Source organism: Silvibacterium acidisoli, assembly GCA_022870745.1.
GTDB lineage: Bacteria > Acidobacteriota > Terriglobia > Terriglobales > Acidobacteriaceae > Silvibacterium.
In genome coordinates this window covers 4155992-4176111 of sequence record CP085323.1, presented here as the reverse complement: position 1 = coordinate 4176111, position 20120 = coordinate 4155992, and the positions used below count along the sequence as shown (strand labels likewise).

At 58.7% G+C, this 20120-nt stretch carries 16 protein-coding genes; 10 read left to right on the top strand and 6 right to left on the bottom strand.

Features of this window, described 5'->3' with window-relative positions; all coding sequences use genetic code 11:
- Positions 1 to 132: 132 nt before the first annotated feature.
- The gene (locus LJD29_RS17390; protein ID WP_446742831.1) at positions 133 to 1152 is read right to left on the bottom strand and encodes a CBASS cGAMP-activated phospholipase; all 1020 of its coding nucleotides are present in this window, start codon (positions 1150 to 1152) and stop codon (positions 133 to 135) included.
- Between the two features lie 260 nt (positions 1153 to 1412).
- On the opposite strand from LJD29_RS17390, the gene LJD29_RS17385 reads away from it, so the two are divergent.
- Positions 1413 to 2861 (top strand): TIR domain-containing protein, encoded by a 1449-nt coding sequence (locus LJD29_RS17385; protein WP_446742830.1) that lies wholly within the window; start codon positions 1413 to 1415, stop codon positions 2859 to 2861.
- Complete coding sequence (locus tag LJD29_RS17380; RefSeq protein WP_446742829.1) at positions 2858 to 7126, top strand: DUF2610 domain-containing protein; 4269 nt, start codon at positions 2858 to 2860, stop codon at positions 7124 to 7126. The genes LJD29_RS17385 and LJD29_RS17380 overlap by 4 nt, the downstream gene beginning before the upstream one ends.
- Before the next feature lie 24 nt (positions 7127 to 7150).
- Here LJD29_RS17380 and LJD29_RS17375 read toward each other — a convergent pair whose 3' ends face one another.
- The 3 genes from LJD29_RS17375 to LJD29_RS17365 all read right to left on the bottom strand — a co-directional run bounded on the left by LJD29_RS17375 (position 7151) and on the right by LJD29_RS17365 (position 9307).
- On the bottom strand, positions 7151 to 7912 hold the full coding sequence (locus LJD29_RS17375; protein WP_446742828.1) for a bestrophin-like domain: 762 nt from the start codon (positions 7910 to 7912) through the stop codon (positions 7151 to 7153).
- A gap of 39 nt (positions 7913 to 7951) precedes the next feature.
- The gene (locus tag LJD29_RS17370) at positions 7952 to 8497 is read right to left on the bottom strand and encodes a hypothetical protein (RefSeq protein WP_446742827.1); all 546 of its coding nucleotides are present in this window, start codon (positions 8495 to 8497) and stop codon (positions 7952 to 7954) included.
- Between the two features lie 126 nt (positions 8498 to 8623).
- The gene (locus LJD29_RS17365; protein WP_446742826.1) at positions 8624 to 9307 is read right to left on the bottom strand and encodes a response regulator; all 684 of its coding nucleotides are present in this window, start codon (positions 9305 to 9307) and stop codon (positions 8624 to 8626) included.
- 289 nt (positions 9308 to 9596) lie between these two features.
- Between LJD29_RS17365 and LJD29_RS17360 the strand changes: the two genes are divergently transcribed.
- Genes LJD29_RS17360 through LJD29_RS17345 form a run of 4 tightly spaced genes read left to right on the top strand, consistent with a single transcriptional unit; the run spans position 9597 to position 12639 of the window.
- Positions 9597 to 9995, top strand: a complete 399-nt coding sequence (locus tag LJD29_RS17360; protein ID WP_446742825.1) for a hypothetical protein — start codon at positions 9597 to 9599, stop codon at positions 9993 to 9995.
- Between the two features lie 33 nt (positions 9996 to 10028).
- Complete coding sequence (gene grrM, locus LJD29_RS17355; protein WP_446742824.1) at positions 10029 to 11219, top strand: cyclophane-forming radical SAM/SPASM peptide maturase GrrM/OscB; 1191 nt, start codon at positions 10029 to 10031, stop codon at positions 11217 to 11219.
- A gap of 29 nt (positions 11220 to 11248) precedes the next feature.
- Positions 11249 to 11965 carry a hypothetical protein gene (locus LJD29_RS17350; protein ID WP_446742823.1) on the top strand — a complete coding sequence of 239 codons (717 nt, stop codon included), beginning with the start codon at positions 11249 to 11251 and terminating at the stop codon, positions 11963 to 11965.
- Positions 11966 to 12003: 38 nt separating this feature from the next.
- Positions 12004 to 12639, top strand: a complete 636-nt coding sequence (locus LJD29_RS17345; RefSeq protein ID WP_446742822.1) for a hypothetical protein — start codon at positions 12004 to 12006, stop codon at positions 12637 to 12639.
- Positions 12640 to 12800: 161 nt separating this feature from the next.
- Here the strand turns inward: LJD29_RS17345 and LJD29_RS17340 are convergent, their stop codons facing one another.
- The gene (locus LJD29_RS17340; protein ID WP_446742821.1) at positions 12801 to 13043 is read right to left on the bottom strand and encodes a hypothetical protein; all 243 of its coding nucleotides are present in this window, start codon (positions 13041 to 13043) and stop codon (positions 12801 to 12803) included.
- A 269-nt stretch (positions 13044 to 13312) separates the two neighbouring features.
- Here LJD29_RS17340 and LJD29_RS17335 point away from each other — a divergent pair, with 269 nt between their 5' ends.
- Positions 13313 to 14710: a multicopper oxidase family protein gene (locus LJD29_RS17335; protein WP_446742820.1), complete on the top strand. Its 1398-nt coding sequence runs from the start codon at positions 13313 to 13315 to the stop codon at positions 14708 to 14710.
- A gap of 16 nt (positions 14711 to 14726) precedes the next feature.
- Complete coding sequence (locus tag LJD29_RS17330; protein ID WP_446742819.1) at positions 14727 to 16142, top strand: TolC family protein; 1416 nt, start codon at positions 14727 to 14729, stop codon at positions 16140 to 16142.
- A 106-nt stretch (positions 16143 to 16248) separates the two neighbouring features.
- Here LJD29_RS17330 and LJD29_RS17325 read toward each other — a convergent pair whose 3' ends face one another.
- Entirely contained in the window at positions 16249 to 17049 is an 801-nt protein-coding gene (locus LJD29_RS17325; RefSeq protein WP_446742818.1) for an NIPSNAP family protein, read from the bottom strand.
- 90 nt (positions 17050 to 17139) lie between these two features.
- On the opposite strand from LJD29_RS17325, the gene LJD29_RS17320 reads away from it, so the two are divergent.
- Complete coding sequence (locus LJD29_RS17320) at positions 17140 to 18285, top strand: MFS transporter (protein WP_446742817.1); 1146 nt, start codon at positions 17140 to 17142, stop codon at positions 18283 to 18285.
- A 66-nt stretch (positions 18286 to 18351) separates the two neighbouring features.
- Positions 18352 to 19830 (top strand): GH1 family beta-glucosidase, encoded by a 1479-nt coding sequence (locus tag LJD29_RS17315; RefSeq protein ID WP_446742816.1) that lies wholly within the window; start codon positions 18352 to 18354, stop codon positions 19828 to 19830.
- Positions 19831 to 20120: the final 290 nt, after the last annotated feature.

Here is a 20120-nt window from a genome sequence, read left to right as displayed (position 1 = left end):
CAGGCCGTCACGATTTGCTTGGCTGTTTGAGAGATGCTTCCCGGCGGTGCCGGCGATGACCGCCAACGTATTCCGCGCCTGACGGCCGGCGGCTGACCAGCTTCATTGGCTGGGTTCTTCAGCTGTTCCCATTCAGGTGCGAGTCCCTGAACGAAAGTGTTGAAACGGCAAGGCAGGGGTGCCGTTCAAAAACAGTTTGCGCACTGGCTCCAGTATTTCCTTTTCGACGGCACGGCCGCGCCCCAGCTGGCATAGCTCCTCTATCTTCCGCGCCGAGTCGAGAGAATACACACCCTCCGGCGTGACCTGATCGACCCTGACAAAGTTGCCTTCGGATAGCAGAAGGGACGTTGCCGAAACAGCGCACTGTACCTGAGCCTGAAACAGGAGACCGATCAGTTGCGGAGCCCAGCGCAATACTCCGAAGTTCAGCAACCCTCCTGGCCCCCTGTTCAGCTTGTCCAGAATGGCGGTCGATTCTGTGGTGGTACCGATGCTCAGCAAGCGGATGGAAGAAAGCGGCACATCCAGAAAGTGATGTGCCTCGACGACTGCCGCCAACCCAGGCGAGTTCGCCCATACGCCCCCATCGATGTAGGGATTTCCCGCATGCTTTCCGAATTGCGACGGCTGGAAGAATGTCGGAGCTGCCGAAGTGGCCAGTGCAACATCCACAGCAGGAGCCTCGTGGTCGAAGGTCAGCCTGGGATGATGCGCGGTTTTCATCAGAAAAATCCGGCCGCGAAGCGCATCGTAGGTGGGGATAATCAGGCGGCAGCGCGAATCCCCGAGCTTCTGCTCTCCAAAGACCTGAGCCAGCGCTGACCGCAGCGGTTCGCAACTGTACTTCGGCCGCCATAGGTGCCCGACCGTCAGTCCAAGCCGCTGCAGAAAGCTTGAGTCCGGAAAAATCGCCGGACCATGCTCTTCATAAAATTGTTGAATGGAGGACGCGGAGTGCCCAAGCCCGAGAGCGAGTGCAAGTATTCCGCCTGTTGAGGTTCCGGCGATAAGGTCGAAGTGCTCAGCGATCCTGAGCCCTGTCACTTTCTCCCAGGTGGCGAGGATCGACGCAGTAAAAGTCCCTTTAATGCCGCCTCCGTCCAGTGCAAGGATGCGGAATGGCTTCTTGTCATTTAGATCGGAGTTCATAGGCAGCGACATTGTAAGTTCACAATGCGTCTTTTCGCCCGCTTTTATCTGGTCGCAACAAGAGCAAGCCGTACATCAACAAGTTGTGCCTCGACACACCTGCCTCACAATGCATTGAACCCGTTGAATTCTCTCGCCGACCATAGTTCACAAGGCGTTATAAGGGGCTCACGAAGATTTCCAAGTTAATAAATAGCGACTATATATAGTTACAAAAACGACGTTGGCAAAGGCCTATGAGTGACGTATAAGGTTCGGTCATGGCAATCGCTCAGGGGTTTGACTACGATCTTTTTGTAAGCTACGCGCACATCGACGACAGCGCCCCTGACAGTCAACCTGGCTGGGTCACTCAGTTCGTTCATCTACTCGAACCCGCGCTTCGTCAGCGCCTCGGCGGCATGGACACGCTGAAAGTCTTCTTCGCAAGCCAGGCGGTGGGAGCAAACTTCCATCTCCCCGAGTTTCTTTCAGCAGTCAAAAAATCCGCGCTCTTTTTGGGTGTAGCTTCTCCGAGCTATGCCACTCGCAGCTGGACACTTCAGGAACTGGAAGCTTTCGCAAACTGCGCCCCTGACCTTTCAAGACTATTCGCAATCGAATACCTGCCCTTAAGCTCCAACGAGAGATATCCGGCCCCACTCGACGACCAGGTGCGCCTTGCCTTCTGGAAGACAGGCGGAGCGATGCGAAAACCCATGGCGCTCTCGCCCGTATTCGACGCTCAGGAGTTTTCAATATTAGTAAACAGCCTTGCCTGCGACATCAAAGAGAAGTTACTGCAGATGCGCTACTCGGGCGATCTTAAACCACTTACAACGAAGCCAGTAGAAAACGATGAAACTCCGCGGAAGAAAAAGACCGTCCTGATCGCTCAGACCACGGACGACGTGGAAGAAGAAGCCGACCAGCTTCGCCGCTACCTGAGCCAGTACGGTGACGAGATCGAGATAAGGCCCAGGACCGGCTATCCTCAGGGGGGCGAGGCTTTCATGGCCGCCGTACGACAGGATCTGGCCCAGGCAGATCTCTTCGTGCAGCTTCTTGGCCGCCGGATCGGACGGATTCCACCCGACTTACCACCCGGATATACGCAGTTCCAGTACAACACCGCAAAGTCCTGCGGGGTCGAGATCATGCAATGGCGTCACCCCGAGCTTGCACTCGACCAGATCACGGATCCGGCTTACAAGAGCCTTGCTACGGCGGAAACGGTTATCTCCTCCGGTCTTGAGGCGTTTAAGGGACAGGTACTTAGCTGCGTTCGCAAGCGGGTGCGGGCACCGGGCAAAATTCCCGTCAAATCGCAGTCCCCGACCGTCTTCATCAATGCGGACGACAGCGACCTGGCCATAGCCAGGGAGATCGAACGGGAATGCCTGCGGCGGGCACTGCCGACATTCCTGCCGATCACTGGAGCTTCAGCCGAAGCCAATCGCAAAGATCTCGCCGAAAATCTTACCGACTGCGATGTACTGCTCTTCATCTACGGCGACACCACGCAGGACTGGATCCGAAGCCAGTTACGGTTCTTTGGCAAGGTGAAGCCTCGCCGCGACGCAGATCCTAAACTGCTTGCGATCTGCAGTGGACCGCCCTCGCCGAAGCCCGATATCAGGATGACGTTTCCCAACGCGCATACGATCAATTGCCCCCAGGGATGGGACATGACCGCGATTCGTGAACTGCTCGAGGAGTTGGCGGAATGACTGCGACAGCACGACTTCCCTATCCTGGGCTGCGAGCCTTCACCCGCGAAGAATCTGACGTCTTCTTTGGCAGGGATGGTTGTGTCGACGCCATGGTGAACCAACTCGCGGCCACACGTTTTCTTGCCGTGCTCGGATCATCCGGCAGCGGCAAGTCTTCGCTGGTCCGGACTGGTCTTCTGGATGCGTTGGATCTAGGGCTTCATCCGTGGGCCGGCTCGCGCTGGACGGTTGTAGACTTTCATCCCGGCAGTCATCCACTCCGCAATCTCGCAGCCGCTTTGCTGACTGCGACTGAAGAACACCCTCCGGAAGCTGCGGCAATAGATCTTCTCGCCTCTTTTCTTCGCCGTGGTCCGCGTTCTCTCGCGGAGTGGGTTGCCGGAAGCAAGTTGGGGCGCGGCACTAACCTGCTGCTCCTCGTCGACCAGTTTGAAGAGCTGTTCCGTTACGGTAACTACGCTCGCCAGGAAGAAGCCGAGGCCTTCGTCTCGCTGTTGCTTGAATCATCGACGCTGGCAGGCATCGATATTCACATCGTGGTGACGATGCGATCTGAGTTTCTCGGCGCTTCCGCGCTGATGCCCGGCCTCGCCGAAAAGATCAATGCCGGGCTCTACCTCACTCCGAGAATGACGCGCGACGAATGCCGCGAGGCGATTGAAGGTCCAGCCGGTGTGATGGGTTTTACCGTCGAACCGGCTCTCGTGAACAGGTTGTTGAATGACCTCGGCAGCTTCGCTTCGTGGGAGATTGAAGATCCCGGGGCCGACCAGGCCGAGAAGCTCGCTCGCCGGGCAGACCAGCTTCCCCTCATGCAGCATGTGCTCAACCGGCTCTGGGCGCGCGCCGCGCGCGAGTCCGGCGGGAGCGCCGTAGTGCTGAGACTCTCCGACTACGACAGTCTGGGCGGCCTTTCAGGAGCGGTTGACGCCCACGGAGAGGAGATCCTCTCGACTCTTGGCGCAGCACGAATCCGCAATGTTGAAACAGTCTTTCGCTCGCTGGTAAGTGGCACCGGGGTGGCTGCGGCAGTTCGCCGGCCCTGCCGCTTTCTCGAACTCGTCGAGGTGACAGGAGACCGCAGCGATGTTACCGCCATAGTTGAAGCGTTCAGCGCTTCGGACTGTAACTTTCTAAGGACATCGGAGCAGGTTCTTTCCGATGAGGTCATCGTCGACATCAGCCATGAGAGCCTCATCCGCCAATGGTCGCCCCTGCGCGCATGGCTGGAGAACGAGGCACGCGCTGTCGCAGCCTGGAGACGCCTGGCCGCTGCAGAGGAAAGGTATGCGAAGCGTGAAGGCGACCTGCTGGTCGGCCTGGAGCTCCAGAACCTTGCCGCATGGTGGGAATCTGCCTCGCCGAATCCGGCATGGGTAAAGCGCCAGGGTGGTCAGTTTGAGCAGGTGCGGTCTTTTCTCACCGCAAGCCGCGAGGCAGAAGCACAACGCCTCGAGACCGCACGGCAGCAGGAGATAACCGAGCGCAATCGCCTGCGCGGCTTTGTCGCCGGCCTCGCCATAGCGCTCGCGATATTTGTTCTGCTGGGCATATTGGACTACCGCTCGATTCAAAGACTGAAGGAAACAAAGGCAAATCTGGTCGCCGAGAGTGCCGAGGCCTCGAAGGCACGCGATGAGGCCAAGCAGCAGAGAGATGCAGCACAAAGCGAGGTACGCCGCACCGCCGCGGTGCTGAAGGACGTGAGCGACACCGTCCAGCGTTACAAAGGTGTGGTCGGAGCAAGTGATCTCGAATCGGCGCTGATGAAAACGCTGGCCGGCTACCAGATGGACATGTACCACATCCATCCTGAGACGGTTACGGCCAGCGATATCGCGCGCGACGACTACCGGAGAGGGCAGTCATTTGAAACAGTGGGAGACGCCAACGAGGCATTGACAAGCTACAGCATGGCATTCGACGAAGGCCGAAAGGCGATTGCCGGAGAGCTTGCCTCCCATCATCCGATACCCGAGCCGCTTCTAACCAACTTCATCAATACCGGCACTCGCTACGCCTGGTTCCTGTTCGACATCGGCGAAGACAGTAAGGGCGCGGATGTGCTCCGCGAGATGACAAAGGTTGCTGACATTCACCATCCCGAAGCTCTCAGCTATCCCCTGCTCATTGCTTACAGCCGGCGGGAAAATTCAGAAGCAAGATACGCTGCGGATCACAATGAGGCCAACATTGAGAAGCTACATTCTCTGACGGCAGTGAACCTCGCTAAGCGTGCATTGGCCGCGTCCGATTCAGATAAAGACATCGATACGAGATACTTCACAATCACAACCTACAGAAACCGCTCGCGAGATGCCGAGGGATCTGAAAAACAATACCTGGCGATACAGGCATGCCGGCTCGCCGATCAGCTCTTCACGACTGCGCCTTCGGATTCTCGATCGATACAAGCACGTATCGAATGTCTCATGGATCAGGCTCGGGATGTGCGGGTGAAAGGCGACTATGACCAGGCAAAAGAAAAAGTAGGTCAGGCTGAGGAGATCGCCCGGATAGGTCTGAAGATGGATCCAAAGAACCAGGCTTTGCTGCTGGACATGGCTCGCTTCGAGACATTTCTTGCAGAGACGGATTCACTGGAAGCCGACAAGAAAAGCAACGGACTACAGGCGACTCAGGTAAGCAATATCCAGTTCGCCCATGCAATCGCGGCGAAAGAATATATGGTCAGGGCCTTGAGTGGCCGAACACTATTCCAATCCAATACGACCGAGTTGAGGAACCTGTACGATTCCTGCTGCAACTCCCTGCAGCAATCCGATTTTCCCAACCAGGCAATCGAGCTTGAATTCTACAGAGATATCGCAGAGGCAATCGCCCCGACGCTCAACGCCTTCCCCAAGGCGCCCAGTTTCGCCTATGTCGCTGCAGAGGTTTCAGCAAAAATCGCTGGAATGCTCAAGGACGATCCCGCGCAGCGGAAAGAAGCCATCGCTTATCTCTCTTCCGCTATCGCTGGCTTCGATAAAGCTGGAGTGATGAACGATACATCCAGCTTTTCTGAAGACTATGCGGCGTATTGCAGTAACTATTCGGAACGAGCGAAGCTCTATGCTGCGGAAGGCAAGGTGGAGTTGGTTCAGCATGACATCGCCCGGGTCAAAAAAGTATGTTCGCCCGTTCTCGCCAGGTATCCGTGGGATATCTACCTCAGAGAATCTATCCTTGAGAGCGATCGGGTCTCCGGGCAGTCGCTGTTTGAAGCACACCGGTACAAAGAAGCGCTTCCGATCATAGAGTCAGCTTCATACTGGGGCGACATACCAAGCACGAAACTACTGTCCAGGATGTACCAGGATGGGTTTGGCGTCAGTAAGGATGCTAAAAAAGCCGCGGAACTCGATTCCTTGTCTGAAAAGCAAATCCTCGAACGCTTCACCATTCCAGCCGACTTCAGCGGCGTTAAGGCTCCCTTTAACGTTTACATCCGCGACTGGCCACCGGAGTATCCCTATGAGGGCATCGACGATCAGGTGATATGGCTGAAACAGGCGCGCGGCGGCACTTTTCCTGCAGCCGTGATCGAATCCTTTCACAAATTGCAGAAGATCGCGAAAGACAATAAAGTCTCATTCCGGGAACTTACCATCTACGCATTCAACGCCGCTACGGACAAGGACAAAACTGTTACAGCGGCGACCGATGAGAAAGCGCAGCCGAATGAACGCGCCAAAACCAAGCTGGTTGTGGCGCAGACCCTGATCAAAGAAGAGAAATGGGCGGAGGCGGCCCAGGATCTGGAGGAAGCCCGGAAGCTTGACCCCTCTGCCCCAAATATTCTGGAGCTCGAAGTCGGGATCCTGCATGACAAGCTCTTTCAGTTCGACCGGGCATTCGAACTTAACGCTCAACTGGTCGAATCCGGCGGCGGCATCGATGACTTTGTCGAGAGTCATCTGACTACGTCCCGGTTCGAAGCCTGCTCCGCGCTCGCCACGCTTGATAGAGAAAAGACCGCTGACAAGCAGATGCGCCTGGTGATGACTGCTCTCGATTTCGCCTGTCTGTCTGCGGACCAGAGACGGGATGCGGCGCTCGCGGAAGGACATCGTCTCCGCACGGACGTTGCGGAACTTGAGAAGAGCACCTGGAGCTTTGCCGGAACCAAGCGCTATATCACCGAAAGTCCTGCGTTCGCGCAAAGCTCCACTGAGTGGGTAGGCCTTTTCGACGCTCTGGAAGCAGGAGACAAGAATAAAGCGCAGGCAGAACTTACCGCTCTCGGTATTCCGCAGTAGAAGCGGGAGAAGGATTGGTTCTTCTCAAGGGTGACTCTGCGCCTGTATCTCGGCCTGCACAATTCGAAACGGCGTCACCTCGATATGGGTAGCTCCCTCGAATGGCCGGTCGAGATCCGATATCGCAAGCAGAGAAACCGAGATGAGCATCGTCAGAGAGGCAACGTGGAAGTAGTGAACCCATCGCCGTTCATTGCTCAGCAGGCACGAAGAGATGACGACGCTGACTCCGCCGAGTAGCAGGACTGCCCAGGTGATGAGGGGAAGATGATCTTCGCAGTCCTGAACGCGGGCGTCTCTCCTGCTCTGCAGATCGGCAAGCGCCTGGATGACGCTGGTCCGGGCAGACTGGTCGTGCACCTCGCAACTACCCAGGGCTACCCACATTCCGCTGAGCTTCGGCTTTAACAACAGCTTCGCGCTATGCGCTTCCATGGCCGGCCATTCGTAATCGATCACGTTCGTGACATAGTTCTGCGTCTCCTGCTGCAGCAAAGCGGCGCAGGAAGCAGGCATAAGGCCCGCCACACGATCGATCATGCGAACCGCGGAAGCCTCGGCCCTTACGTCTTCGATCGCTCTCTGGTACGCAATCCAGCCGTCGGAAAGCATGAACCCAAGCACCACGGCATAAATTGCGCCGAGGATACTGAGCTGCCAGCCGTTGACACCGTTGGCTCGCTTCCGCGTGGTGTTTTCCATCCGGCGGTCGAGTACAAGTACGAGGCTGAGGGCAAATACCACGCTTAGCAGCGCGACGCCGGATGTTTGGAGATATGTCAGCATGTCGTTCGTCTGGATGAGCGTCGTTAAAACGCACCGGCTTTAGAATGCGCGATCGATGAAATGAACGGTCTTTTCGCCCGCATCTTCGGTGTAGTACACGGTCACCCTGGCGGCCTTGTCGGCTTCCTTCGCGGTCACCCTTGCCGCATCGGCGGTGGCGTTTTCGCTCAGGCGAAACGTGGTCGCCGCACCATCGCCTGTGTCGACAACAATTTTGCGGGTGCCCTTGTCTACGCCCTTGACGACACCCTTCGCCGATTTCAGTCCGCCGTCACCCACGAGGTCTACCTCATGAGCGGTTTCGCGGGCTCCGGATACTGTGTAGTGAACGGCAACCTTCGATCCTTTGTCGATGCCGCGCAGGCTGTCCCTGGCCGCATCGCGGCTGTCGTCGCCAACATGCACTGCAATCTTGCCGGTGTAATGAAACGTGTGCACGGCACCGTCCCTGGTTTCGACGACCATGACTTTTCCGGCGCGATCGACAGACTTCACCGAACCGGCTACTCCACTCACGACATCCTGGGCAGCAAATGCCGGAATAACGCAGAGAATACTTGCACAGAAAATAACATTGCGGAACATGGCTAAACTTTCCTTCAACTTTTTGTTTTGCGAGCGAACGAAATTGTTCGCGTCAACGTTGTCTGAAGGTAGCCTGAAGCCGATCCCGCTCCAATCCGTGTCTCTACACGCAGAAGGCGTGCGGTACTACACGGTTCCGGGGTGCGCCTCATACAACCGTTCCTGAAGGGCGGCGCGGTTCTGCAGTGCGAAGCGAGCCAGAGCATTGGCGCCCTCGATCTCCAGCTTGCGGCACATATTTGTACGATGATTCTCTACTGTGCGGTAGTGAATCTTGAGCTCATCGCCGATTTCCTTGCTCGAGAGTCCATCGGCAATCAGCCGCAGGATCTTCTTCTCCGTCTGCGTCAGGATCTTCAGATCGAGAGGCGCAGGACCTGACGACTCTTTCTTCCGGTTCAGCAGCACAGCAGCCATCTTCGACCCGATGTAGGTTCGTCCCGCGCAGACAGCATGAATGGCCGCGCAGACTTCTTCGGTTTCGCTACCCTTCAACAGATACCCTTTGCCGCCAACTTCCATCGCCGCTCGCATCAGGTCTTCATCCGCATGGAAGGTCATGAAGATAACCTGCGTTTCGACGCCCTGCTTCACAAGCTCGCGGGCTACACCCATTCCATTGAGACCGGGCATATCTATATCGATGATTGCAACCGCAGGATTGAGTTCAGCGATCTGGCGCAGAGCATCGTCGCCATCCACCGCTTCGGCTATCACCCGCAGACGGGGATCGTCTTCGATCGTGGCTTTCAAACCTCGGCGAACAACCGGATGATCGTCGGCAAGAAACACGCGGATGAGATCGTTCATAAGCAGCGGCTCGCGGGCTGGATAGCAAATCGCGAACAGAGTAACAGTTTCTTTGCTCCGCAGAAATAAAAGAATCTTGGGGAAGCTTCCTCCCGCACAAACTATCCCATCGATCCAAAGCTTGAGAGTTCGAAGAAATTTCTTGACAGTCTCGGAACGGCTCCGGCCCTGCAAATGGCGCATGCGGAACCACACGGCTTCGCCATGTAGCGCCACACTGGCAACCGTGTAGAGTCACGGATTTTTGATGTCCATCGCTGTGCCTATGATCTGCATCGAGGGAAAGATCATGAGCTTAACAAAGCGAACTTCGAAGGCGATTTCACTCCTTCTTCAGACGGGAGTCATCGGGATATCGTCCGCACTGGCAGCCGTCCCGGCGCATGCCTCCGAAACCACCACGAACGCTGTCCCGGTGGCCGACCGGCTCAGTGAAATTCGCCAGGCAGTCTCCACGAGTCTTCATGACCAGCCCGGCCTTCCAGGCACGGACAAAGACGGCCCCAAGCTGATGCTAGCTTCGTGGCTCAACTTCGGCGGCGGGTGGGGCTGGCGAAATGGCGGCTGGCGCAACTGGCATAACGGTGGATGGGGCAACGGAGGCTGGCATAACGGAGGCTGGGGTAACGGAGGTTGGGGCAACGGTGGATGGGGCAACGGCTGGCATAACTTCTGGCACAACTGGTAGACCACCGGCCCTGAAAAAACGAGGACAACATAAATGCTTCGCACCAGCACCCACATTCGCACCATCGTTCTGCAGCCGACCCCGTTCTGCAATATCCGTTGCCGGTATTGCTACCTGCCGTCGCGTGATGACACTTCCAGGATGAGCCTTCAGACGATCGGTGCTACTTTTCGCCGTGTCTTCGAGTCGCCGTACGCCGGGGAGCAGATCACGGTGATCTGGCACGCGGGCGAGCCGATGGTTCTGCCTGTCTCTTACTATGAGGCAGCCTTCGAGCTTATCGAGAGCCTTCGCCCGGCGGAGGTGATGATTCGCCACTCGTTCCAGACGAATGGAACACTGCTGACAAGAGAGTGGTGCGAGCTGATCCGCAAATGGGGTGTCAGCATAGGCGTAAGCGTGGATGGGCCACAGCAGCTCCACGATGCCAATCGCGTCACACGCTCCGGCAAAGGCACCTTCGATCTTGCGATGCGGGGCATACGTCTCCTGCAATCAGAAGACATTCCATTCCACGTAATTTCAGTGCTCTCGAATGCATCGCTTGAGAAGCCTGAAGAGCTGCATGCCTTCTACCTTGAAGCGGGGATCGTCGATGTCTGCTTCAACGTGGAAGAGTCAGAGGGCGATCATGTTTCGGAACTGATGCAGCAGGAGCGAGCGCAGGTAGGGGAGCGCTTTCATCACTTTCTCCAGCGCTTCTGGAAGCTCTCCCGCCAGGCGCCGGGAATCAATTTCATACGCGAGATCGACGGGCTGATCCCGCGCATCTTCCGCCCTGCCGAAGCAGACACCGGCAACGACCAGGTGGAACCGCTCGCGATGCTGAATGTCGATTGCAAGGGCAATGTCGGAAGCTTTTCTCCGGAGCTGCTTGGCTATCGCAACGAACGATATAACGACTTCCTCATCGGCAACGTTCACAGGCACTCATTGAAACAGATGCTGCACAGCACCGCGATGAAAGCCATGGTCGACGACATCCAGGCAGGCGTCGAAGCCTGCCGGCAGGAGTGCGGATACTTCTCCATCTGCGGTGGTGGAGCGCCCGTAAACAAGCTTTCAGAAAACGGTACCTTCGCCAGCACTCAGACCTCCTTCTGCAACCTGGTGCAGATCACACCCGCCGACCTGATTCTCTCGGCCTTTGAACATCTCGACCCCACCGCCGTGATTGCCGCTCAACACAACCAGACGACGGCATACGCCGGACATTACCGATAGCTCCGAAATCTGACGAACGAGGAAAGATCATGAGCACCCGAATGAAGATCGCAGCCTTCCTGACTCTCAAGTTGTTACTCGCCGGGGCTGTCATTGCGCAGGCCCAGAGCAGCCAGACAACCTCCCAGCCACCCGCCCATGAGACGGCGGCACAGACATCGGCAACCGCTTCGCAAGACGAGCCGGCACATACCGCTCCCGTTCTCTGGATTACCAGCGTCGAAGTAATGCGCAGCACGCATGCTCCACAGCTGGATGTCGTGCGTGTGCGCGCTCTCGCCGCAACCGAAGGCTGGCAGGCCGCCGAGCTCGTGCCGCTGACGCATGGTGTTCCCTCTGATGGAATGCTCGACCTGGCAATGGTCGCTGAGGCGCCGGAAGACAGCACCGCACCGGCTCCCTACCCGGAGATCGAGGCCGTCTTTACCATCGAGCCGGGCCATCCCTTCAAGGGAGTGCGTGTGCATGGCGCATCGAACAGCGTTTCACTCCACACGCTGCCCGGCTACGAGGCCGCTCCTCCTCCTCCGAAAGACTGCACCGCCTGCGAGGGCAAGCTCTTTCTATCGAAAGGCAAAGGCCTGCCGGCCGGCGCGACCACCGACGCAGTCCATGAAGAGGAGCTGCCTCGTAACCTGCGCGTCATTCACGCCCAGGAGGGCATTAACAGCATCGACTCCAACCCCAACCGTATGACCATCCTCCTCGATGAGAACGACAGGATCATTACGGTGATCTGGGACTAAGCACTGAGCGTTCGATTTTCTATGTTGAAAGGCAAAAGATGAAACACCTGAAAACTCTCACACTGCTCGGCTGGATCGCCATGTGCTGCGCCAAAACGTACGCACAGGTTCCGAGCGTTACCGTTGACCCCTCACGGCACGGCAACCTCGCAGCCGCGCAAGACAACCTCGTGCAGGCCTTCGAGCGTATCAGCGAGGCGCAGCGCGACAACAATTCGCATCTTGGCGGACACGCCCAGCGTGCCAAGGAACTCCTCTTTCAGGCAAGCCAGGAGATCGGCCTCGCCGCCGATCAGGCTGATGCGAATGAAGGCGCGCAGGCAGCCCCGCCACCTGTACAGCAGTCAGCATCGGCGCCTCCTTCTCAGCCCGCGCCGCCACAGCAACCGGCAAACATCAGTGGCACATGGACAATCTACGCGTATAACGTGAGCCAGCCGGGCAGTTCGTTGAAGCAGGTAGAAATCAGCCAGGACGGCAATATCCTGTCAGGAAAATTTCGCGGGCCGCATCAGAGAGGCCACCTCCAGGGGTGGATCAGCGGAAATCACGTGGAGTTCAGCACGGACACGCGCGATGTGCTGACCTTCCGCGGCGAGATCACCTCCGATGGCATGTCTGGTATGTATGGCGTACACGGCCAGCATGCACCGTGGAGAGCGCAGAGAAATTAGGAACGCAGTGAGGGATCTGCAATCGGATTTCCGGCATAGCCGATCGCGATTCCTTATCCTGCGGGTCGATATCGATCAGCGATATCCGTCCAGCCAGAAAGCCCCCGCTTCCTTTGAAGTTTAGGCCGCACCTTTTCTCGTCCGGCTCAAAAAGGCTATGATTACCGCATGTCACGGGAATCCATACTGCGGCGCATCTTCGCTGTCGTACTTGTCGCATTCCTGTCGACGATCTCTTCGTGGGCTTCGATATGCGGAGCATCCTGCTCCATGCAGGCATCTTCAAAGGCCTGCTCCGCCGGCATGGAACATTGCACGATGCAGTCGATGCATGACGGGCCAGCGTCGGCTCGGTCCGACACACCCCATGCGCGCCAATCCCTGAAGGCATCCAGCTGCTCCATGCACTGCGCTTCCGCACCGTCGCCGGAGTGGAAGGCAAGCCGGCCAGGAGAAGAACTGCAGCTCGCCGCTTCGTTTCCGGATGCGACGGGGCATGCACATCGGCTGCCAGCAAGCGGGCGTCTGGAACTACTTCCGTCGCGAATACCGCCTCGATCGTCCGCCATTTCTTCTCTATCCCTTCGAATCTAGTCAGCACTCTCCGCTGCTGTGACCTGCGCGCCGCCTGGCGTGTCATCTGTCATCTTTCCGTTCAGCACTTTGAGGAACCATGAGCAATCGCAGATCTTTTCTCCAGGGAGCACTGGGCCTTGGCGCAGCTTTCGCCGCAGGCCCGAGGCTGCTCGCCCAGTCGAAGACCTCCACGCCGAGACACTCCAACGCATTGAATGTGTCCACCATCACGACCGACGTCGGCGACATGCCCTACACGATGGATGGCGCCGTGAAGGTCTTTCACATCACGGCCGAGGTGGTGCGCCAGCAGATTCTCCCCGGCAAGACGCTCGATCTCTGGGGCTTCAACGGCTCCGCTCCCGGTCCAACCATCCAGGTCAATCAGGGAGACCGCGTCCGCGTGATCTTCGACAATCATCTGCCTGAGCCGACATCGATCCACTGGCACGGCTTCGAAGACACCATTCAGAACGACGGACAGCCCGGCATCAGCCAGCCCCCGGTCATGCCCGGCGGCCGCTTCATCTATGAGTTCAACCTGCACCAGGCGGGCACCTACTTCTACCACTCGCACATGGCCATGCAGGAGATGGCAGGCATGCTTGGCGCCTTCATCATGCATCCCAAAGACGCCTACACGCCGCACTGCGACAAAGACTTTATCATCCACCTGCAGGAGTACGCCGTGCTGCCATCGAACACCGTGCCCAACACCATGAGCATGGAGTACAACTGGCTGCTGCTTAACGGCAAGGCCGGTCCGGCTACCACTCCGCTGATCGCGCGGCTTGGCGACCGCGTGCGCATCCGCTTCATCAATCTCGGCATGGATCATCACCCCATGCACATGCATGGCCATACCTTCCACGTAACAGGCACCGAAGGTGGACGCATCCCCGAAGCAGGATGGTGGCCCGGAAATACGGTCCTCGTTGGCGTCGCGCAGGCACGCACGGTTGAGTTCGTCGCCAACAACCCCGGCGACTGGATGCTGCACTGCCATCTGCCCCACCACATGATGAACCAGATGTCGTCGAACGTGGGAAAGATGACGCGCACCTCCAATCCAGGAGACATGCAGACCGGCATGGGCATGCTGCAGGGAACACCGGGCGCGCCGATGGGCGAGGACTACGGCCCCGCACCCGGACGCGGACTTGGTGGCGTCGGCAACGATCCTGACACCGCAACCACGAACGGACAGATGTCAGCAGGCATGATGAACATGCCGGAGATGGGCATCGCACCCAACGCCAACACGGTTCCAAATTTCCCGCAGGATGCCTTCATGGAAAGCCCCATGATGGCAATGGATCAGGCCGTCGAACGGCCCGAGAACTACGGCCTAGCACGCGGCTGGAGCGGCTACATGCAGGGCATGATGACCTTCATCCGCGTGCTGCCGCCGGATAAGTACGACGAAGTCGTAGGCCGCATGCGAGAGGCACGCCGCGCCAACGACCCCTATCACCCCATCTACAAGAACGCCTGAGGCACGAGGAGAAACCATGAAAATACTTACATCCACCCTCGCACTCATCGCCTTCTCAACGCCGGGCTACACGCAGTGCATGGCCGGCATGCAGATGCCCGGTTGCCCGGCTACTGTAACCGCGCCTAAACCTGCCGCGCCCGCGCAGCCCATCAGCACGGTGCAGGAACCCGAGAATCCCGGCCAACAAACCGGCAGCAACCTCCCCGTGCCCGAACTGCTGGCCGAGGTCAACAAACGCTCTCCCATGCAGCTCGCCGAATTCGTCACCATGGCAGACACAAATAACCCCACCCTGAAGCAGGCGGCGGCAGAAGTCAGCCGCGCACAAGCGCAGGCGAAGCAGGCAGCGCTCTATCCAAATCCGTCGGTCGGATACCAGGGCGACCAGATCCGCGGCGGCTCCTACGGCGGAGGCGAACAGGGTGGCTACGTCGAGCAGCAGATCATCCTTGGAGGCAAGCTGGGGCTACGCCGCAACATCTCGCTGGCCGAGCAGAAATCTGGTGAGATCGGCGTCGAAGAACAACGCATCCGCGTACACGCCGATGTTGAAGAAGCCTTTTACACCGCCCTTGCCGCGCAGCGAACAGTCGATACACGCCGCCAGCTCATGGGAGTTGCGCTCGAAGCCGTCGCTACCGTGCATCAACTCGCGAACGTAGGACAGGCAGATGCGCCGGATATCCTGCAAACCGAGGTAGAAGCCGAACAGGCAAAGGTCGACTACGAGAGCGCGCAGCGCGGCTATCTCGCAGCCTTCCAGGCCCTGGCCATCGTCGCGGGACGCAACGACCTCCCTGCCGCGCCGCTCAAAGGCGACCTCGAAGCGCTGCCGCAACTCGATGCCGAAGCCACGGCAGGCAACGTTGCCGGCGACAGCCCCTCCATCCAACGCGCACAACAGCAGATTGCTATTGCAGACGCTCGTCTCAGAGACGCAAAGCGCGAAGCGATGCCCGACCTTACCCTCCGCGCAGGAGAACAGTACAACGGTGAGCAGCTCGGGAGCTTTCCGCCCAAGGCAACCGGAGCGCAAAGCTTCGCCAGCGCCAACATCGACCTTCCCCTGTGGAATCGCAACCAGGGCAACATCGAGTCCGCAAAGGTTGAGAAGGAATCCGCACAGCTCGACGTCACACGACAGACACTCATGCTGCAGCGCCGGGCCAACGAACTGGCGCAAAACTATCTGTCTGCGAAGTTCGCCGCGGAGCGATACCGGACGCAGCTCATCCCCCGAGCCGAACGAGCCCACCAGTTGTATCTTGAGAAATACCAGGCTATGGCACAGGCCTACCCGCAGGTGCTCGTCTCACAGCGCACGCTCTTCGATCTACAGATCGGCTACATCGACAGGCTGCGCGAAGCCTGGGGAGCAGCCATCGCGCTTGAAAACAAGACTCTGAGCGGAGCACTCACCCACCCATGACTGATTGCAGTCATGGGTGGGGCAGGCGGGATTCAAGGCCGTGCTGGCCGGGCTTATGCTGAAGCACTCGAGCCAACCGCAGTAGCACTGACACCAACACCAGCTGTCAGATTTGCGAATACGACTTAGGCGTGAGAATCAGGTTATCGATGTTGCTCACGATCTCCTCGAAGGCGTATTCCTGCGAATGCGAAAGCTTCTTCCAGTCAGGATCGTTCCCGAAGGCCTGCCACTTCGCGTCGAGTTCGCTCAGATCGCCGAACGTCAGCATGTAGGTCAGCTTCGGCAGGCGAGGACCGATCAGCACGTCGCCGTAGAAGATCTGTCCGAAACCCGCGCGCTGAAAGATATCGAACTCGCCGGAGTGAAACATCTTTACCTTGGTTACATGATCGGCATTGCTTGGGCTCTCATAGGTGCGCAGCTGAAAGACACGCTTCGCCTTTGAGGTCGACGACTCCGGCAGCTTCATCTTCGGCCAGCCCTCGAAGGCAATCATCAGCTGGCTCTCGTAACGGAGAAATGCGGGGGCGGTTGCAGGAGCGCTCCAGAAAGCGGAGGCTTTCTTCAGAAATTCCTCGTCATGCCCAAGCCGCAACTCCGCTGTCACCAGTTGTTCAAGCGAAGGCGAAGGGATCAGCACATAGATCTCCGGCGTATTCGGCCCGATGCTCAGGTTGAACGCGCCGACCGGCGACATGCCCATGCGATTCAGCGCGGGAATCAAAGCCTCTGCAAGATACGCATCGGTCAGCTTCGTCTGGGGCCCGGACTGTAATTGATACTTCCGCAACTCGTAGTACTCGCGCTGTTTGCCTGCATCCGCAGACTGGGCCATGCCAGCGGTCCCACCGAGCGCCAGCGCCGATGCGGCCAAGGATTTTCCTAGAAATTCGCGACGTTGCACATTCCCTCCTGTTCGCAAGCGCCATTCTAGCCGGGCCGCCTCTGTCGAGCAAAACTGTGGGCCGCGCGTGTATGCTGATTCACGGTTACCGTGAACAAGCCTCGCTTCGAATCGCTGCCGGCATCGCGCTACTACACCGGGCTCGTCTTCTCCGGCATCGCAACCGTGCTGTCAGGACCGCTATTGCCCGCGCTCAGCGCGCGACTCTCGCTCACCGATGCGCAGTCGGGAGCCATCTTCACTGCGCAGTTTGCCGCTGCCACCGTCGGTTCCGCGCTCTCTTCGCACTTCCGCCGTCGCGCAGTTCCGCTCGGCTACCTGTCCATCGCTTTCGGCATGGCCGCCCTGTCCTTCAGCAGCTACGCCGCCGTACTCGCCGGCTTCGCCCTGATTGGCCTCGGCGTCGGATGCGCCATCACCGCCACCAACCTCATCTTTGGCAATGCTTATCCGGAGCAGCGCGCATCGCTTCTCGCCTGGGTGAATGTCTACTGGGGCATCGGAGCGATCGCCTGCCCGCAACTCGTCGCCGTCGCCGAACATCTGCACGGCACGCGTGCGTTCACCGCCGCTCTCAGCCTTGCACTGCTGCTGGTCGTCGCTCTCCTTGCGCCGCTGCTGCGCGCCGCACCAGCAGCGCAGAAGGAAACCCCAGCGCACTCCGGCCCCATCACGCCGGCCATCTTTATCGTCTTCAGCCTCACCGTCGCGCTCTACATCGGCATTGAAACTTCTCTCGCCGGATGGGTCGCCACCTACGCGCATCGCTTCGCCGCGCTCACCCCCGCCCAATCGAGCTTGCTCGTTTCCGTCTTCTGGCTCTCGATCCTTCTCGGACGCCTCGCCCTGCCCCGCGCATTAAACCGCATCTCCGAGATGAACGCGGTCTTCCTTGCCTTCTCGAGTCTTATTCTGGGCATCGGCCTGTTGCTCGCGCCGCAGGTCGTGGTGCACGATGTCCCGGCGACCATCCTCTGCGGACTGGGTTGCGCGCCCATCTACCCAATCACCGTCGGCCGCCTGCTTGCCCGCATCGGCCAGTCCCGCCACGCCGGGTGGATCTTCGCACTTTGCGGCTGCGGCGGTGCCGTCCTGCCATGGTCTATGGGCTTCGTCTCCACCCGCTTTCATTCCCTGCGGGCAGCCTTTGCCGTGCCTGTCGCAGGAGCCGTCGCAATTCTTTTGCTCGTCCTGGTTGAGCGCAAAATGCCCGCAGTGGAAGCTCCCTCTCGTTAATCTTTCCGGTCGTATCCCACGGGTGCTACGATGGCTTTTCTTATCAGAAGGAGCACGCCCGTCCCGATGAATCGCCGCCAGTTCCTCACCACATCGCTCGCCGCCGCCGGAAGCGCCGCACTTATCCATCACGGTTTATCAGCCAGCTACGCGCCCGGAGCAGAGGGCCTGCTCGTACCCGCTGCCGATCTCGGCAACGCGCACTTCCCCAGCAACTTCCTGTGGGGCACCGCGACCGCTTCCTACCAGGTCGAAGGCGCATGGAAGGAAGACGGCAAAGGCGAATCCATCTGGGACCGCTTCGCGCATACCACCGGCAAGGTCAAGGGCGGAGACACCGGCGACGTCGCCTGCGACTCCTACAATCGCTACAAGGAAGACATCGCCATCATGAAGCAGCTCAACATGAAGAGCTGCCGCTTCTCCATTGCCTGGACACGCATCCAGCCCACCGGCACCGGCGAAGTCAATCAGAAGGGTCTCGACTTCTACAGCCGCTTCGTCGACAGCCTGCTCGCGGCCAATATCCGCCCGATGTGCACCGTCTTTCACTGGGATCTTCCGCAGGCCCTCGAAGACCAGGGAGGCTGGCCCAATCGCGACCTATACAAGCACTTCGCCGATTACGCAGGCATCGTTGCGAAGCATCTCGGCGACCGCGTGAACACCTGGGCCATCTTCAACGAGCCCTGGGTCTTTACCAATCTCGGCTACTACCTCGGCATTCACGCCCCCGGCAAAAAGGACTACAAGCTCTTCCTCAAGGCTGCGCACACGGTCAACCTGGCGCAGGGCGAAGCCTTCCGCGCCATGAAAGCAGCTTCATCCAAGGCCCCCTCCCAGATCGGGAGCGCCTACAGCATGTCTCCGCCCGAGCCGGCAACCGAGAGCGAAGCCGATAAGGCTGCAGCCGATCGCTACCACGCCATCAATAACGTCTTCTTTCTCGAGACCGCGATACACGGCCGCTACCCCAAGGCCTTCGTCACAGACGAAGCGCACGAAGTCATGGCCATCCAACCCGGTGACGACAAGATCATGCAGGTGCCGCTCGACTGGGTCGGCATCAACTACTACAACCGTCACATCATTTCGAATAATCCCGACGACAAGTGGACCGGCTTCAAAGACGAGATGCCGACCGTCGGCCCCATCACGTACATGGGCTGGGAGGTCTGGCCGAAGGGCATTTACGACATCGTCACGCGCATCTCGAAGGAGTACAACCGGCCCATCATCGAGATCACCGAAAACGGCTGCTCCTACCTCGACGGCCCGCTGCCCGAAGATCCATCGCGCGTGCCCGATCCCCGGCGCACAGAGTACTATCAGGGCCACCTTGCCGAACTCGCCCGCGCCATCAAGGACGGGGCCGACGTGCGCGGCTACCACGCCTGGAGCCTTCTCGATAACTACGAATGGGCCGAAGGCTACAGCCAGCGCTTTGGGTTGGTCTACGTGGACTTCCGCGACCAGAAGCGCACCATCAAGGACTCCGGCCACTGGTACGGCAAAGTCGCCGCGGCGAACCGGTTGGACGTGTAAAAACTTTTCGCGACACAACAAAGAGGGTGCCCCATCCATGACAAGTCTTACCGTCATGGGTGGGTCTCTAAAACCTGACGAACCCATCTACCATTGCACTCCCAGATAAAGATCGACAGGCGATACGCTGTCCTGGTCGAAGTTGAGTATCGGAATCGTCGTCTGGCTGAACCCCGGCAGGACGTACCGAGCGTCTCCTCGACTCCCCCTACCGTCCATTTCTTCTCGCAGATACCGCACGACAGTCGTTACCTTTTCGCCTGGCCGGGCATTTATACTTGCCCCGCATC

Excerpts from the sequence above, each read along its gene's own strand:
- LJD29_RS17390 (WP_446742831.1), bottom strand. The coding sequence starts at position 1,152 with ATGAACTCCGATCTAAATGACAAGAAGCCATTCCGCATCCTTGCACTG.
- LJD29_RS17385 (WP_446742830.1), top strand. The coding sequence starts at position 1,413 with ATGGCAATCGCTCAGGGGTTTGACTACGATCTTTTTGTAAGCTACGCG.
- LJD29_RS17380 (WP_446742829.1), top strand. The coding sequence starts at position 2,858 with ATGACTGCGACAGCACGACTTCCCTATCCTGGGCTGCGAGCCTTCACC.
- LJD29_RS17375 (WP_446742828.1), bottom strand. The coding sequence starts at position 7,912 with ATGCTGACATATCTCCAAACATCCGGCGTCGCGCTGCTAAGCGTGGTA.
- LJD29_RS17370 (WP_446742827.1), bottom strand. The coding sequence starts at position 8,497 with ATGTTCCGCAATGTTATTTTCTGTGCAAGTATTCTCTGCGTTATTCCG.
- LJD29_RS17365 (WP_446742826.1), bottom strand. The coding sequence starts at position 9,307 with ATGAACGATCTCATCCGCGTGTTTCTTGCCGACGATCATCCGGTTGTT.
- LJD29_RS17360 (WP_446742825.1), top strand. The coding sequence starts at position 9,597 with ATGAGCTTAACAAAGCGAACTTCGAAGGCGATTTCACTCCTTCTTCAG.
- grrM (WP_446742824.1), top strand. The coding sequence starts at position 10,029 with ATGCTTCGCACCAGCACCCACATTCGCACCATCGTTCTGCAGCCGACC.
- LJD29_RS17350 (WP_446742823.1), top strand. The coding sequence starts at position 11,249 with ATGAGCACCCGAATGAAGATCGCAGCCTTCCTGACTCTCAAGTTGTTA.
- LJD29_RS17345 (WP_446742822.1), top strand. The coding sequence starts at position 12,004 with ATGAAACACCTGAAAACTCTCACACTGCTCGGCTGGATCGCCATGTGC.
- LJD29_RS17340 (WP_446742821.1), bottom strand. The coding sequence starts at position 13,043 with ATGGAGCAGCTGGATGCCTTCAGGGATTGGCGCGCATGGGGTGTGTCG.
- LJD29_RS17335 (WP_446742820.1), top strand. The coding sequence starts at position 13,313 with ATGAGCAATCGCAGATCTTTTCTCCAGGGAGCACTGGGCCTTGGCGCA.
- LJD29_RS17330 (WP_446742819.1), top strand. The coding sequence starts at position 14,727 with ATGAAAATACTTACATCCACCCTCGCACTCATCGCCTTCTCAACGCCG.
- LJD29_RS17315 (WP_446742816.1), top strand. The coding sequence starts at position 18,352 with ATGAATCGCCGCCAGTTCCTCACCACATCGCTCGCCGCCGCCGGAAGC.